Raw genomic sequence first — 16,152 nt, forward strand, 5'->3', positions numbered from 1 at the left:
ATCACCGCCTCCTCCGCCTGCTGCTTGTCCTTCAGGGCCTCGAAGGCGCCGTCGTTGAAGATGTTGCAGTTCTGGTAGATCTCCACCAGCGCCGTGCCCGGATGCGCGGCCGCCTGACGCAGCACCTCCGTCAGGTGCTTGCGGTCGGAGTCGACCGTGCGCGCTACGAAGGACGCCTCCGCGCCGATCGCCAGGGACACCGGGTTGAAGGGGGCGTCCAGGGAGCCCATCGGGGTCGACTTCGTGATCTTGCCGACCTCCGACGTGGGGCTGTACTGGCCCTTTGTCAGGCCGTAGATCCGGTTGTTGAAGAGGAGGATCTTCAGGTTGACGTTGCGGCGCAGGGCGTGGATCAGGTGGTTGCCGCCGATCGACAGCGCGTCGCCGTCGCCCGTCACCACCCACACGCTCAGGTCCCGGCGTGACGTGGCCAGGCCCGTCGCGATCGCCGGGGCGCGGCCGTGGATGGAGTGCATGCCGTACGTGTTCATGTAGTACGGGAAGCGGGAGGAGCAGCCGATGCCTGAGACGAAGACGATGTTCTCCCTCCTCACGCCCAGTTCCGGCATGAAGCCCTGCACCGCCGCCAGGATCGCGTAGTCACCGCAACCCGGGCACCAGCGGACCTCCTGGTCCGACTTGAAGTCCTTGACGGTGAGCTTGAGTTCAGTCGGCATGGAGTACTTCCTCCAGTACGTCGGCGAGCTGTTCGGCCTTGAACGGCATGCCGTTGACCTGGTTGTAGGAGTGGGCGTCCACCAGGTACTTCGCCCGGATCAGGGTGGCCAGCTGGCCTAGGTTCATCTCGGGGATCACCACGCGGTCGTAGCGGGACAGGACCTCGCCCAGGTTCTTCGGGAAGGGGTTGAGGTGGCGCAGGTGGGCCTGGGCTATTCGTTTTCCGGCCGACCGCAATCGCCGTACTGCCGCTGTGATCGGGCCGTATGTCGAGCCCCAGCCCAGTACCAGCGTGCCCGCGCCGTGCGGGTCGTCGACCTCCAGGTCGGGGACGTCGATGCCGTCGATCTTCGCCTGGCGGGTACGGACCATGAAGTCGTGGTTGGCGGGGTCGTAGGAGATGTTGCCCGTGCCGTCCTGCTTCTCGATGCCGCCGATACGGTGCTCCAGGCCCGGCGTGCCCGGGATCGCCCACGGGCGGGCCAGGGTCTGGGGGTCGCGCTTGTACGGCCAGAAGACCTCGCTGCCGTCCTCCAGGGTGTGGTTCGGGCCCTGGGCGAACTGCACGCGCAGATCCGGGAGTTCGGCCAGTTCCGGGATGCGCCAGGGCTCGCTGCCGTTGGCCAGGTAGCCGTCCGACAGCAAAAACACCGGGGTGCGGTACTTCAGGGCGATGCGGGCCGCCTCCAGCGCCGCGTCGAAGCAGTCCGCCGCCGTCTTCGGGGCCACCACCGGGACCGGGGCCTCGCCGTTGCGGCCGTACATCGCCTGGAGGAGGTCGGCCTGTTCGGTCTTGGTGGGCAGGCCTGTCGAGGGGCCGCCGCGCTGGATGTCCACGATCAGGAGGGGCAGTTCCATGGAGACCGCCAGGCCGATCGCCTCCGACTTCAGCGCCACGCCGGGGCCCGACGTCGTCGTCACCGCCAGGCTGCCGCCGAACGCCGCGCCCAGCGCCGCGCCGATGCCCGCGATCTCGTCCTCCGCCTGGAAGGTCCGCACACCGAAGTTCTTGTGCTTGCTCAGCTCGTGCAGGATGTCCGAGGCGGGGGTGATCGGGTACGAGCCCAGGTAGAGGGGCAGTTCCGCCTGGCGGGATGCGGCGATCAGGCCGTGGGACAGGGCCAGGTTGCCGGAGATGTTGCGGTAGGTGCCGGCCGGGAATGCCTGGGCGGCCGGCGCGACCTCGTACGAGACCGCGAAGTCCTCCGTCGTCTCGCCGAAGTTCCAACCCGCCCTGAAGGCGGCCAGGTTGGCCCTCATGATCTCGGGCTTCTTGGCGAACTTGGCCCTGAGGAACTTCTCCGTGCCCTCCGTCGGGCGGTGGTACATCCAGGAGAGCAGGCCGAGCGCGAACATGTTCTTGCTGCGCTCCGCCTCCTTGCGGCTGAGGTCGAAGTCCTTGAGGGCCTCGACGGTGAGGGTCGTCAGCGGGACCGGGTGCACGTGGTAGGCGTCGAGGGAGCCGTCCTCCAGGGGGCTGCCGTCGTAGCCGACTTTCTGCATGGCCCGTTTGGTGAACTCGTCGGTGTTGACGATGACTTCGGCGCCGCGCGGGACATCGGCGAGGTTCGCCTTCAGGGCCGCCGGGTTCATCGCCACCAGGACGTTCGGGGCGTCGCCGGGGGTCAGGATGTCGTGGTCGGCGAAGTGCAGCTGGAAGGAGGAGACGCCGGGGAGGGTGCCTGCGGGGGCGCGGATCTCGGCGGGGAAGTTGGGCAGCGTCGACAGGTCGTTGCCGAACGACGCCGTCTCGGAGGTGAAGCGGTCGCCCGTCAGCTGCATGCCGTCACCCGAGTCGCCGGCGAACCGGATGATCACCCGGTCCAGGCGGCGGACCTCTTTGTGACGCGCCCCTGTCACGGCAGGGGCAGTGGTTTCCACGGACATACGTGTGTCGGCTCCTGTCGATGCTGGTCCGCGCGTTCAGGCAGGGGTGCCGGCGGACGCGTGGTGCGGTGCGGTGCAGGGTCGTACATCGCTCAGGAGGCTATGTACGGCGAGTAGAGAAGTGCTTGTGCCGTCGCCCAGCGGCGGTCTTGCGCGGGGGTGGCTCCAGTGGCGCGCGAGCGGCTGTCGAGGCGGGCTGGGAAGGGTTGGGGGCGTGAGCTCCGATGCGGACAGCCATGAGCCTTCGCGGAGCGCCGCACTGCCCGCCGGGCGCCCCCAACATCCCCCGAGGGCACCGGCGGGCCTCATGTTTTCCCGCCGACGACAAGAAAATCTGGCCCGCTGGCGCCACCCCCACGCCATCTCTGACCTGCCAATATGTTGACTTACGTCCTCACGTGATGCCGCCTGGCACTCTTCTGGTGTCATTAGTGGCTCGACATGGCGCCATACGTGTGCCACAGTAGAGCCATCGAAACGGAGCGACGCCGGGTCAGGCGTACGAAACGAAGGAGCCCCCACATGTCCGTCACCCTCAGCGACCAGGACAAGAACACCCTCCGCACCGCCGCCTACGGCGCCATCTCGCTGCTGGCCGCCGCGGCCGGCAACGACTCGCCCGGCAAGATCGCCTCCCAGGGCAGCATCGCCCTGCACTCCGCGACCGGTCTGGTCGGTCACGTGCTGTCGGAGAAGTCCTCGGCCGGTGACCTGAGCGGCAAGACGACCGCCGAGCTCGCCGACCGTGTCCTGCCGGCCCTGACCGAGGCGGTCGAGGTGCTGAAGAAGCACGCCCCGGAGGAGGCGGCCAACTTCCGCGGCGCCGTCCTCGTCGCCGCCGAGACCGGTGCGCAGGCCCGCAAGGGCGGTGCCAGCCCGGCCGTGACCGAGATGATCCGGAAGATCACCGCGGCCCTCGACGCCGCGTGACCGAGCATTACGCAGGTTTGCCGCGCGGTGTCCGCGCCGGCCATCCTCGCTGACCTGCTTTTCTGCTGGGGGTCCGGGGGTTATCCCCCGGGAAGACGCAGTATCCCCAACCCCCGGACCCCGTCGGAGAGTTCTCCGGCGGGGTCACTGGTGTGCGGGCCCCGGCAACGGGGGTGGCCGCCGCTGTGCTGTCCCGCCGGCGGGACGGGCAAGCTCGGCCCGCCCGTGCCTCGTCCCGGCGCCGGGGTGTCTTGTACCGCTGATCCCCGTGCGTGACGGTGGAACGGATTGCTTGAACGATGTGACAGGCCGCGCCGACAGAGGGGAACGACGTGGGAGACACCGGCACGGACACGGATGTGGTGATCGCGGGCGCCGGGCCCACGGGCCTCATGCTCGCCTGCGAACTGCGGCTGGCGGGCGCCGAGGTGGTGGTCGTCGAGCGGCTCGCCGAGCGCTCGGGCGAGTCCCGGGCCGGCGGGATCCACTCCCGCACCCTGGAGGTGCTCGACCAGCGCGGCGTCCTGGAGCGCTTCCTCGACGAGGGCGAACTCCAGCCGGTGGGCCACTTCTCCGGCCTCTACCTCGACTTCGACGAGTCCGAGTCCCGCCACCCCTACCCGCTGATGATCCTTCAGTCCGCCATCGAGCGGATCCTGGAGGAGTGGGCCGGTGAACTCGGCGTGCGGATACGCCGGTCCGCGGAGGTCAGCGGGATCCGGCAGGACGACGGTGGAGTGACGGTCGAGCTGGGGGCCGGGCAGGAGGCGGTGCGCGGGCGTTACCTCGTGGGGTGTGACGGCGGGCGCAGTACCGTGCGCAAGCTCGCCGGGATCGACTTCCCCGGCACCGAGGCGACGATGACCGCGCTCATCGGGGACGTCGAACTGCCCGATCTGCCGGAGGACTATGTGTGGGTGCGGCGCACTCCGCACGGCGACTACTCCGCGATCGCCTTCGAACCGGGCTGGCATCGCGTCATCACCTCCGAGTTCGACCGGGTCGACGGGCGCGACGAACCCGTCACCTTCGAGCGGCTGAAGGAGTCGCTGATCAGGGTCGCGGGCACCGACTTCGGGATGCGCAACCCCCGCTGGGTGTCCCGCTTCAACGACGCCGCCCGGCAGGCCGCCCAGTACCGCAAGGGGCGGGTGCTGCTCGCCGGCGACGCCGCGCACATCCACTTCCCGGCCGGCGGGCAGGGGCTCAACATGGGCGTGCAGGACGCCGTCAACCTCGGCTGGAAGCTCGCCTCCGTGGTGCGCGGCCGGGCGCCGGAGAGCCTGCTGGACAGCTACCACGCCGAGCGCCACCCGGTCGCCGAACGCGTACTGCACAACACGCGCGCGCAGTCGGCCCTGGTGCGGCCCGGGCCGCAGACGGACGCGCTGCGCGAGGTGTTCAGCGCCCTCATGGTCTTCGACGACGTCAACCGCTACCTGCGGCATCTGCTGACCGCGCTGGACATCCGCTACCCCATCGACGGCGACCACCACCTGGTGGGCCGCCGGGTCCCGGACGCCGACCTGAAGTCGGACACCGGGGAGACGTACGTGTACGAGCTGCTGCACGGCGCCCGGCCCGTCCTGCTCGACCTGGGCGGCAGCGCCGAGGTGGCGGCGGTCGCCGAGGGCTGGTCGGACCGGGTCGACCTCGTCGTGGCGCGCAGCGAGGACGAGCGGTGGCCGGTGCCGGTCGTCGGGGAGATCGACGCTCCCGCCGCGCTGCTGATCCGGCCCGACGGGCATGTCGCCTGGGCGGCCGCCGGCGGATCCACACCTGACGCCGGCGAACTGCGCACCGCCCTCACCACCTGGTTCGGGCCCGCCGCGCGGAAGTGAAAGCCTCTACCGACCCGGCCTCCACCGACCCGGCCTCCGCCTACGAAGGGACAACACCACCGTGAACAGCACGTGGTTCCGACGCTTCACCACGGTCGTGGGGGGCGGGCCGCGGCTCGTGTGCTTCCCGCACGCGGGGGGCTCCGCGACGGCGTACAAGGAGCTGACGCAGGCGCTGCCGCCGCATTTCGACGTGTTGTGCGTGCAGTATCCGGGGCGCCAGGACCGGTTCCGGGAGGAGCCGTTCACCTCCATGGCCGCGCTCGTGGAGGCGGTGGCCGAGGAGCTGGCCCGGGACATCGCGGTGCCCGGCGGACGGCCGTACGCCCTGTTCGGGCACAGCATGGGCTCGCTCGTCGCGTTCGAGACGGCCCGGGTGCTCGCCCGGCGTCAACTGCCCGGCCCGCAGCGGCTGTTCCTGTCCGGGCGGGGCGGCCCGGAGACCGACAGCGCGCCCTACCACCTGTACGACGACGACGATGTGCTGGCCGATGTGCGCCGGCTGGGAGGCACCGAGCAGGGCATGCTCGACGACCCGGACATCCTGGAACTGGTGATGCCGGCGCTGCGCGGCGACTACTCGGCGCTCGGCACCTACAGCTGGAGCGGGGGCGCCCCGCTCGACGTGCCGGTGACCGCGCTGACCGGGGACAGCGACCCGATGATGACGGTCGGGGACGCGCACACCTGGGAGCCCTACACCACCGGGGAGTTCGCGGTGAAGGTGTTCTCCGGCGGGCACTTCTATCTCTTCGACCACCTCGACGGGGTGGCCGCGGCCGTCACCGAGGGGATGCTGCTCACCGAGGGCGCCGCTTCCTGAACGACGTAAGTAAAACGACGTGAGTAAGGGGCCCGGCGACCGTTCATGGTCGCCGGGCCCCTTCGCGCCGCGGCTCAGGCGTAGGTGTAGAAGCCGCGGCCGGTCTTCTTGCCGAGCAGGCCGCCCTCGACCATGCGAAGGAGCAGCGGCGGGGGCGCGTACAGGGGCTCCTTGAACTCCTCGTACATGGCCTCGGCGATGGAGACGGTGGTGTCCAGGCCGATGAGGTCGGCGAGCTTGAGCGGGCCCAGCGGGTGTGCGCAGCCCTGCGTCATGCCCTGGTCGATGACCTCGGCGGTGGCCAGGCCCGACTCGACCATGCGGACCGCGGAGAGCAGGTACGGGAAGAGCAGGGCGTTGACGATGAACCCGGCCCGGTCCGGGGAGGCGATGGGCTGCTTGCCGAGGACGTCGCGGACGAAGACCAGGGCGCGGGCGCTGACCGCCTCGTCGGTGAGGACGGAGGCGACGAGTTCGACGAGCGGCAGGGCCGGTACGGGGTTGAAGAAGTGCATGCCGAGCACCTGGCCGGGGCGGCGGGTGGCGGCGGCGAGCCGTACGACGGGGATCGAGGAGGTGTTGGTCGCGAGGATCGCGTCGGGGTCCTCGACGATCTTGTCGAGGGCGGCGAAGAGTTCCAGCTTGAGCTGCTCGTCCTCCTTGATCGCCTCGATGACCAGCCAGCGGTCGGCGAGTTCGCCGAGGTCGCGGGTGAAGGTCACCCGGGCGAGGGCCGCGTCGCGTTCCTCTGCCGTCAGCTTGCCCTTCGCCACGCCCCGGTCGAGGGAGGCGGCCAGCCGCTGGGGTGCCGTCGTCAGGGATGATTCGGAGAAGACGACGACCTTCACGTTCAGGCCGGCCTTGGCGCACAGTTCGGCGATGCCGGTGCCCATGATGCCGCTGCCGACGACACCCACCCGGTCGATGCTCGCTCCGGCCTGTTGCGCGGACGTGGTCATGCGCGGGACCCCCAGGTCAGTAGTGACGCTCCCATGGACATGCCGCCGCCGAACCCGGCGAGCAGCACCAGGTCGCCCGGTGCGAGGGCGCCGGTGCGGTGGGCCTCGTCGAGGGCGACCGGGACCGAGGCGCTGCCGACGTTGCCGTACCGGATGAGGGTGCGGTGGGTGCGGGCGGCGGTGAGGCCGGTGCGCTCGACGACGTCGCCGAGCATGACGCCGTTGGCCTGGTGCGGTACGAAGTGGTCGACGGCGCCGATGTCCACGCCGGCCTTGCGGGTGAGCGCGAGGAGCGCGGGCGGGACGTGTTCGGCGACGAAGTCGCGTACGCCGCGGCCGTCCATGCGGAAGAAGTGGTCGCCCGCGGCGAGGGTCGCCGCCGACGCGGGTTTGCGGCTGCCGCCCGCCTCGACCCGGATGAGGTGGTGGGCGTCGCCGCGGCTGGCGAGGTCGGTGGCGAGGATGCCGTACGGCTCGGGGACGGCGCCGACGATGGCGGCGCCGGCGCCGTCGGCGAACAGGATCGCCGTCCTGCGGTCGGTGAAGTCCAGGATCCGCGAGTAGACGTCGGCGCCGATGACGAGGACGCGGGCGTCGGGGCGGACGGTCACCAGGCTGTGGGCCAGCGCGAGGGCGTAGACGAAGCCGCTGCACACGACGTTGACGTCGAAGCAGGCCGCGCCGTAGGCGCCCAGGCCGTGCTGGACCAGGTAGGAGGTGGGGGGCTGCGGGGAGTCTCCGGTGGAGGTGGAGACGATGATGTAGTCGAGCTGCCGGGCGGTCAGTCCGGCCTGTTCCAGGGCCTTTTCGGCGGCCTTGATCGCCAGGTCGGAGGTCGCCTCGTGCTCGGCGGCGTAGCGCCTGGACTGGATCTGCGTCTTGCGCTCGATCCACTCGGCGGTGACGCCGGCGCGCTCGGCCACCTCTTCGTTGCCGACCTCGTTCTTGGGCAGGTACGCGCCGGTGGAGAGTATGCCGATCCCCATGTCAGGCCACCTCGGCTAGTGCGGGCGCGGTCGGTTCGCGCAGCGGGTTGAGGCGGGCGGCGCCGATCTTCTCGCGCAGGGCGGGGTCGGTGACGCCGAGGCCTTCTTCGGGGGCGAGGCAGAGCACGCCGACCTTGCCGGTGTGCCGGTTGAGCTGGACCAGGCGGGCGGCCTCGCCGATGTCGGCGAGGGGGTACACCTCGGAGAGGATCGGGGCGAGGTGTCCGAGCTGGAAGAGCCGGTTGCACTCGGCCTGTTCCTGGAGGTTGGCGGCGTGGCTGCCGACGATCCGCTTGAGGTTCATCCACAGGTAGCGGTTGTCGAAGTGGTGGTCGTAGCCGGTGCTGGAGCCGCAGGTGACGACCGTGCCGCCCTTGCGGACCACGAACACGGAGATGCCGAAGGTGGCGCGGCCGACGTAGTCGAAGACCACATGGGGGTCCTCGCCGACCTGGCGGCGGATCTCCCGGCCGAGCCGCTTGCCGAGCTCGATGGTGCGCTCGGGGGTGAGCGGGGCGTCGCCGCCCATGCCGATGTCGGCCCGGTTGATGACGACGTCGCAGCCGAGGCGGCGCAGCGCGGCGGCCTTGCGCTCGGAGCTGACCACGCCGATGGGGATGCCGCCGGCGTTCTTCACCATCTGCACGGCGAACGCGCCGAGACCGCCGGTGGCGCCCCACACGAGGACGATGTCGCCCTGCTTGATGCGGGCGCCGTTGTCGCCGACGAGCATCCGGTACGAGGTCGCCGCCGTCAGCAGGACGCCCGCGGCCTCCTCCCAGGTCAAGTGGGCGGGCTTGGGCAGGAGTTGGCTGGCGCGGACCACCGAGTAGTGGGCGAGGCCGCCGAAGTTGGTCTCGTAGCCCCAGATCCGCTGGCCGGTGCCGAGCATCGCGTCGGCGTGGGTCGCGGGCTCCTGGTCGTCGACCTGGACGCAGGAGGCGACGACATGGTCGCCGACCTTCCAGTGCCGTACGCCCGCCCCGACCCGTACGACGACGCCGGCCGCGTCGGAGCCGACCACCTGGTGGGGCAGGTCGTGGCGGGTGGCCCAGCCGCCCTGGCGGGCGTAGCGCTTGAGGAAGTCGAAGGTGGGGACCGGTTCGAAGGTCGCGGACCATACGGTGTTGTAGTTGATGGAGCTCGCCATGACGGCGACGACGACCTCGTCGGGGGCGATCTCCGGCATCGGGACCGGGCCGACGCGCAGCGACTTGCGGACGTCCTTGTCCTCGGCGCCGTCGAACATGCCGACGTCGGCGGCGAGGAGGTGGGCGGCCTCGTATTCCGAGGGGAGTTCGTGTCGCCCGATCTCGTCCGGGCCGGCCCCGGACAGCAGGGCTTCTGTCAAAGAATCCATGATTCCCTTTCTGCTTCGCGGTGCCACAGGGAAGAAGCCGCTGCTGGCCGGGGGCAGTGTCGAGGTGGCGGGCGCTTAGAGGACGGCGCCTTCCCGGGTCCGCCTGCGCAGGCTGGGCCTGCTGGACTGGCCGAGGTCCTTCCACATGTCCGACAGGCCGATGACGGTGCGCGCCGCGAAGAGGCGGCGGATGGACACCTCCTGCTTGAGCTCCGAGCGGATCAGGCCGACCAGCCGGATGGCGCGCAGGGAGTTGCCGCCGAGGTCGAAGAAGTCCTCGTCGATGCCGATCCGGTCCAGTTCGAGGACCTCGGCGAACACCCGGGCGAGGGTCTTCTCGGTGTCGTTGCGGGGGGCGCGGTACTTCTTGTCGTCGAAGGCGGGCTCGGGGAGCGCGGTCCGGTCGACCCGGCCCTCCGCGGTCACCGGGAGGCGTTCGAGGACCGTGTACACGGTCGGCACCATCGACTCGGGCAGCCATCCGGCGGCGAACCGGCGCAGTTCGTCGGCGGCGACGGTCTGTCCGCCCGCCGGGACGACGTACGCCACCAGGCGGGGCTGCCCGGAGGCGTCCTCGCGGACGACCACGACGGACTGCGCGAGCCCGGTGTGCTCGGACAGCACCTCCTCGACCTCGCCGAGTTCGACGCGGACGCCCCGGACATCGGCCTGGGCGTCGGCGCGGGCCACGTACTCCAGGCGGCCGTCGCTGCCCCAGCGCACGCGGTCGCCGGTGCGGTACATGAGGGTGCCGTCGGGGCCGAAGGGGCAGGGCACGAAGCGTTCGGCGGTCGTGGCGGGGCGGCCGGTGTAGCCGCGGGCCACGCCGGCGCCGGAGACGTACAGTTCGCCGGTCACGCCGACGGGGAGCAGGGCGAGGCCGGGGCCCAGGACGTACAGGGCGGTGTTGTCCAGGGGGCGGCCGACGGCGTCCGCGTGACGGACCGGCTGCCCGGCGGCCAGGCGGTGGCTCGCGGCGAACACCGTGGTCTCGGTGGGGCCGTGGCCGTGGACGATGGTCAGCTCGGGGCAGGCCTCGCGGACCCGGCGCAGCGCGGCCGCGGAGACACGGTCGCCGCCGGTCCACACCTCGCGCAGTCCGGCGAGCCGCTCGGGGCGGTCCGCGGCGACCGCCGAGAACTGGCCCGCGGGCAGCCAGAGTGTGGTGACGCCGTGCGCGGTACGGGTCTCGGCGAGGCCGTCGAGGTCGAGGTCCCCGGCGGGGGCGACGACGACCCGGCCGCCGTTGAGGAGCGGCGCCCACAGTTCGAGGGCGAGCGCGTCGGAGGTGTGCGGGGCGTGCCACAGGACGGTGCCGGGGTCCTGGTGGCCGCGGTCCAGGGCGAAGCGGAGCAGGTTGCGGTGGGTGAGGGCGACGCCGGCGGGGGTGGAGCCGTGGACGACGGCGAGCAGGTTGTCCGGGTGCGGGTGAGTGGCCGGGGTGGGGGCGGCGGTGTCCGCGGAGTTGGCGGTGTCAGCGGGGCGCTCGGCGGCGGCCTGCGCGGCAGCGGCCGAGGCGCCGGAAGCCTGCGCGGCCTGCGAAGCCTGCGTGGCGTCGGCTGCGTCCGATGCGTGGGCGGTGCCCTGCGCGAGGTCGGCGAGGACCAGTGCCGGGACGGTCAGGCCCGCTGCCAATGCCTGGGCCGTCGGCGCGTCCGTGAGCAGGGCCTTCGCCGACGCGTCGGCGAGCTGGGTGGCGATGCGGTTCGCCGGGGACGCGGGGTCGAGGGGCAGGTAGGCGCCGCCCGCCTTGACCACGCCCAGGAGGGCCGCGGCGAGGTCGGTGGAGCGGGGCAGGGCCACCGCCACGACCGTCTCGGGGCCGACGCCCTGGGCGCGCAGGGCCTGGGCCACGCGGTCGGCGCGGTCGTTCAGGTCGCCGTACGAGACCGTCGTGTCGCCGGAGACCAGTGCGACGGCGTCCGGGGTCTGGGCCGCCCGCTGGGCGAAGAGCTCACCGACCGTCGTCTCCGGCAGGGGCGCCTCGGTGGCGTTCGGCTCGCGCAGGACCGTGTGGCGTTCGGCGCCGGTCAGCAGGTCGAGGGCGCCGACCGGTTGGGCGCCGGCGGCGACCACGGCACGGATGTGGGCGATCAACTCCTCGCCAATGAAGCGGAGTTCGGCGCGGTGGTACAGGTTGGCGGGGGCGTCGAGGCGGATGAACAGGTCGCTGTCGGGGCTGCCGTCGGAGTAGACGCCGATGGACAGTTCCTCGAAGGTGCCGGTCGTGGCGCCGGAGTAGCGGGCCGGGCTGTCGGCGAAGTGGAGCTGCTCGGCGAACTCGACGACGTTGATGACGGCGCCGTAACTGCCGCGTCCGCTCAGGACGGTGCCGGCGGCGCGCTGGATGTCGGAGTAGTGCAGCGCGGAGTGGTCGAAGATCTCGTACGTCTCGTCGACGATCGTGTCGGCGATGTCGGTGAAGGTCGCGCCCAGCGGGACCTTCACCTTGACCGGGACGACGTTGACGGCGAGGCCGGGGGTGCGGCTGGCGACGCCGATGCGGTTGCCGACCGCGAGGGAGAGAAGGAACTCCGGGCGGTCGCAGCGGTGCCGGAAGTAGACGGCGGCGGCCGCGGTGAGCATCTGCGACATCCACAGGCCCATGGACTGCGCGGTCTCGGTCCACGCGTCGGCCTCGGCGCGCGGGACGGTCAGGGTGCGGCTGACCATGCCAATGGTCTCGGCCACCTCCGACCAGCGGTCGGCACTGCTGAGCGGCTCGGAGAGCCGGGCGCGCAGCGCGTCGGACAGGGCGACCCGGGGGACCTGGGCGGGCGCGGGCGGGGTGGCGAGGTACTCCCGCCAGTACGCCATGTCCTCGGTGAACTGCGGGGAGCCGAGGTAGTCGACGGCCTCGGCCGCGAACGACTCGGTGTCCCACGGGTGCGGCAGCTCGGGCACCGGCTCGCCGCGGACGAGGGCCGTGTAGACCTCGGCGAGCCGCTTGGAGAGCAGGCCGCCGGCGCCGAAGCCGTCGGAGATGAGGTGGTGGTAGGCGATCACCAGGAAGGAGCGGGTGTCGCCGAGCTTGACCACGCCGAGCCGGAACAGCAGGTCCCGCTCCAGGTCGAAGGGCTGCTTCACGATGTCGGACAGGGCGTCGCGGGCGGCCTGCTCGGGGTCGGCCTCGGCGCTCAGGTCGAGGAAGAAGGGCCGCCAGTCCCCCAGTTCGCGCGGGACGAGCCGCACCTCGCCGTCCTGGTCGACGAAGTTGACGCGCAGGACCTCCGCCTCGCCCATCACATGCAGGAACGCGGACTCCATGACGGCGGCGTCCAGCTCACCGTCCACGTCCCACATGGTCAGCGCGTGGTTGGGCGTGTCGGGGGCCATTTGCTGCGCCCGCCACATGCCCTTATGCGCAGATGACGCACCGAACGAACGCACACAGATCAACCCCTCGACAAACCGGCCCCGGACATCGGAGAAATTCGCGGATCCCTCCCACCTTCGGGGAGGTGAATCGGCTGCTTCAAGACAAGTTGGCGCCCGGCGGGACAGGCCGCTGACGTGCTTGCGGTGTCCCGCCGGCGGGACGTTCCCGTACTGCTTCAGGCGGCCATCGAGGACTTGATGTGTCCGGCGATGAGCCGTGGTGACGGGTAGCGCAGCACCACGTTCGGGCGCAGTTTCAGGCCGGTGGACGCGGCCAGGCGCTTGCTGAGCTCGACGGACAGCAGCGAGTCGAAGCCGAGGTCCTTGAACTCCTGGTCGGCGCCGATGGCCTCGCTGGAGGCGTGGCCGAGGACGACGGCGACCTTCTCTCGGACGTGGTCGAGGACGAGCGCCTCGGCCTCGGCGCCGGGGAGGGCGGCGACCCGCTCCGACAGGGGAAGGGCACGTTCCTCCGCCACGACCGGCTCCACCGCGGGCGCCTCCGCGACCGCCGCCGTGGCCACGGAGTTCAGCCAGTACCGCTGCCGCTGGAACGCGTACGTCGGCAGGTCCACCCGGCGGCGGGCGCCACCGAACAGCGCGTCGAAGTCGACGGTTCCGCCGCCGGTGTGCAGGGCGGCCAGCGAGGTCAGGACGGACTCCACCTCGCCGCGGCCGCGCCGGGACGAGGACAGGACGAGTACGTCGTCCAGGTCCTCGGTGATGTCCTGCACGGGGACGGTCAGCACGGGGTGCGGGCTCATCTCGACGAACACGCGGAAGCCGTCCTCGGCGAGCAGCCGGACGGACTCCTCGAAGCGGACCTTCTCGCGCAGGTTGTCGTACCAGTAGCCGGCGTCGAGGCGGGCGGTGTCGATGAGTTCGCCGTGCAGGGTCGAGTAGAACGGCAGCTTCGACGTGCGCGGGGTGATGTCGGTGATCGGGTCGATGACCTGGTCGCGGATCCGGGTCACGTAGTGGGAGTGCGAGGCGTACTCGACGGAGATCCGGCGGGCCTGGGAGCCCGCCTCCTTCATCTGCTCGACGAACGTGTCGATGGCGTCCGGTTCGCCGGAGACCACCACCGAGCGGGGCCCGTTGACGACGGAGACGCTGATGCGGTCGCCCCACGGGGCCAGCGCCTCCTCGACCACGTCCACGGGTTCGGCGACCGAGGCCATCGTGCCGTGCCCGATGAGGTCGACGATCGCCTTGCTGCGCAGCGCCACGACCTTGGTGGCGTCCCGCAGCGACAGCGCTCCGGCGACGTACGCGGCGGCTATCTCGCCCTGGCTGTGGCCGATCACGGCGGTCGGTTCGACGCCGAAGGACCGCCACAGGGCGGCCGTGGACACCATCACCGCGAACAGGGCGGGCTGGACGACGTCCACCTCGTCCAGGCCCGGGGCGCCCTCCACACCGCGAATGACGTCGGTGAGGGACCAGTCGACCCACTCCGACAGGGCGGCCGCGCACTCGTCGAGGCTCTGCGCGAACACCGGGAACGCCTCGTACAGTTCGCGGCCCATGCCGACCCACTGGGAGCCCTGGCCGGGGAAGACGAACGCGGTGGGGCCGAGTTTGGCGGCGGTGCCGCGGACCACGGCGGGCGACTCGGCGCCCTCGCTCAACGCGCCGAGCGCGGCGAGGAGTTCGTCGCGGTCGCGGCCGAGGGCGACGGCGCGGTGCTCGAACCGGGAGCGGCTCTTGACGAGGGACCAGGCCGCGTCGGCGAGATCCAACTCCGGGTTGGCGGTGAGGAGTTCGCGGAGTTTGGCCGCCTGGCCCTCCACGGCCTTCGCGGTCTTGCCGGACACGGTCCAGGGCACGAGGCCGCCGACGACACCCGCCTCCGGAGCGCTCGCCTCCGGCCGCTCCTGGGGGGCTTCCTGCCGTGCGTCCTGAGGGGCTTCCTCCAGGATGACGTGCGCGTTGGTGCCGCTGACGCCGAACGAGGAGACCCCGGCGCGGCGCGGGCCGTCCGTCGCGGGCCAGTCGCGGCCCTCGGCGAGGATCTCGACCCCGCCGGAGGACCAGTCCACGTGCGACGAAGGGGCGTCCACGTGCAGGGACTTGGGCAGGTGGCCGTGGCGCAGGGCCATCACGGTCTTGATGACACCGCCGACACCCGCGGCGGCCTGGGCGTGCCCCATGTTCGACTTCAGGGAGCCCAGCCACAGCGGCCGCCCGGCGGGCCGGTCCTTGCCATAGGTCGCGAGCAGGGCGCCGGCCTCGATGGGGTCGCCGAGCCGGGTACCGGTGCCGTGGGCCTCGACGAGGTCGACGTCGGCGGCCGTGACCCCGGCGTTGGCGAGGGCCTTGCGGATGACCTTCTCCTGGGCACGGCCGTTGGGGGCGGTCAGACCGTTGCTGGCGCCGTCCTGGTTGACGGCGGTGCCGCGGACGACGGCCAGCACGGGGTGGCCGTTGCGGCGGGCGTCGGAGAGCCGCTCCAGGAGGAGCACGCCGACGCCCTCGGCCCAGCCGGTGCCGTCGGCGGCGTCCGCGAAGGCCTTGCAGCGGCCGTCGGGGGACAGCGCGCGCTGCCGGGAGAACTCGACGAACATCGCGGGCGTCGCCATCACCAGCGCCCCGCCCGCCAGCGCGAGCGTGCACTCGCCGGAGCGCAGCGACTGCACCGCCTGGTGCAGGGCGACCAGCGACGACGAGCACGCCGTGTCCACGGACACCGCGGGCCCGGTCAGGCCCATCTCGTAGGCGACGCGCCCGGAGGCGACGCTGAGGGCGCTGCCGTACAGGAGGTAGCCCTCCAGGTCCTTCTGGCCGCCCTCCAGGAAGCGCCAGCCGTATTCGGAGGAGCTGATGCCGGAGAAGACGCCGACCTCGGCGCCGCGGACGTCGGCGGGGACGATGCCGGCCCGTTCGAAGACCTCCCAGGACGTCTCCAGGAGGAGGCGGTGGTGGGGGTCGACGGCGAGGGCCTCGCGGGGGCTGATGTTGAAGAAGCCCGCGTCGAAGCCGGCGACGTCGGCGAGGAAGCCGCCCTGCTGGGTGTAGGCGCTGCCGGCGGCGTCGGGGTCCGGGTCGTACACGTCGCGCCAGCCGCGGTCGGCGGGGAAGTCGCCGACGACGTCACGGCCTTCGCGGACGACGTCCCACAGTTCCTCGGGCGAGGTCACACCGCCCGGGTAGCGGCACGCCATGGACACCACGGCGATGGGTTCGCCGCGGCCGGCCTTCAGGTGGTCGTTCTCCTGCCGGAGGCGGTCGCGCTCCTCCAGGAGGGTGCGCAGCGCCCGCTGGACGCGGTTCTCGCCGTCGGCGGTGCGATCGGTGGAGTCGGTCATGT

The 16,152-nt window shown here is 71.6% G+C and carries 10 protein-coding genes; 3 read left to right on the forward strand and 7 right to left on the reverse strand.

The window, feature by feature from the left end; genetic code table 11:
- Positions 1-677: 2-oxoacid:ferredoxin oxidoreductase subunit beta (locus tag ABZ928_RS48950; RefSeq protein ID WP_361535266.1), on the reverse strand; the 677-nt coding region annotated here is incomplete at its 3' end.
- Positions 667-2,565 (reverse strand): 2-oxoacid:acceptor oxidoreductase subunit alpha, encoded by a 1,899-nt coding sequence (locus ABZ928_RS48955; protein WP_361535269.1) that lies wholly within the window; start codon positions 2,563-2,565, stop codon positions 667-669. The genes ABZ928_RS48955 and ABZ928_RS48950, both read right to left, overlap by 11 nt.
- A gap of 522 nt (positions 2,566-3,087) precedes the next feature.
- Between ABZ928_RS48955 and ABZ928_RS48960 the strand changes: the two genes are divergently transcribed.
- The 3 genes from ABZ928_RS48960 to ABZ928_RS48970 all read left to right on the forward strand — a co-directional run bounded on the left by ABZ928_RS48960 (position 3,088) and on the right by ABZ928_RS48970 (position 6,159).
- The gene (locus tag ABZ928_RS48960) at positions 3,088-3,495 is read left to right on the forward strand and encodes a hypothetical protein (protein ID WP_361535272.1); all 408 of its coding nucleotides are present in this window, start codon (positions 3,088-3,090) and stop codon (positions 3,493-3,495) included.
- 332 nt (positions 3,496-3,827) lie between these two features.
- Positions 3,828-5,336 (forward strand): FAD-dependent monooxygenase, encoded by a 1,509-nt coding sequence (locus tag ABZ928_RS48965; protein ID WP_361535275.1) that lies wholly within the window; start codon positions 3,828-3,830, stop codon positions 5,334-5,336.
- Positions 5,337-5,397: 61 nt separating this feature from the next.
- Positions 5,398-6,159 (forward strand): alpha/beta fold hydrolase, encoded by a 762-nt coding sequence (locus ABZ928_RS48970; RefSeq protein ID WP_361535278.1) that lies wholly within the window; start codon positions 5,398-5,400, stop codon positions 6,157-6,159.
- Between the two features lie 74 nt (positions 6,160-6,233).
- Here ABZ928_RS48970 and ABZ928_RS48975 read toward each other — a convergent pair whose 3' ends face one another.
- The 5 genes from ABZ928_RS48975 to ABZ928_RS48995 all read right to left on the reverse strand — a co-directional run bounded on the left by ABZ928_RS48975 (position 6,234) and on the right by ABZ928_RS48995 (position 16,150).
- Entirely contained in the window at positions 6,234-7,118 is an 885-nt protein-coding gene (locus ABZ928_RS48975) for a 3-hydroxybutyryl-CoA dehydrogenase (RefSeq protein WP_361535281.1), read from the reverse strand.
- On the reverse strand, positions 7,115-8,104 hold the full coding sequence (locus tag ABZ928_RS48980) for a ketoacyl-ACP synthase III (protein ID WP_361535284.1): 990 nt from the start codon (positions 8,102-8,104) through the stop codon (positions 7,115-7,117). Before ABZ928_RS48980 ends, ABZ928_RS48975 begins: the two co-directional genes overlap by 4 nt.
- A gap of 1 nt (position 8,105) precedes the next feature.
- Entirely contained in the window at positions 8,106-9,464 is a 1,359-nt protein-coding gene (ccrA, locus tag ABZ928_RS48985; RefSeq protein ID WP_361535287.1) for a crotonyl-CoA carboxylase/reductase, read from the reverse strand.
- Between the two features lie 75 nt (positions 9,465-9,539).
- The gene (locus tag ABZ928_RS48990) at positions 9,540-12,854 is read right to left on the reverse strand and encodes an amino acid adenylation domain-containing protein (protein ID WP_361535290.1); all 3,315 of its coding nucleotides are present in this window, start codon (positions 12,852-12,854) and stop codon (positions 9,540-9,542) included.
- A gap of 164 nt (positions 12,855-13,018) precedes the next feature.
- Positions 13,019-16,150, reverse strand: coding sequence for an acyltransferase domain-containing protein (locus ABZ928_RS48995; protein WP_361535293.1), 3,132 nt, complete (start codon positions 16,148-16,150; stop codon positions 13,019-13,021).
- Positions 16,151-16,152: the final 2 nt, after the last annotated feature.

This window comes from Streptomyces sp. NPDC046909 (assembly GCF_040644695.1).
Classification (GTDB): Bacteria; Actinomycetota; Actinomycetes; order Streptomycetales; family Streptomycetaceae; genus Streptomyces.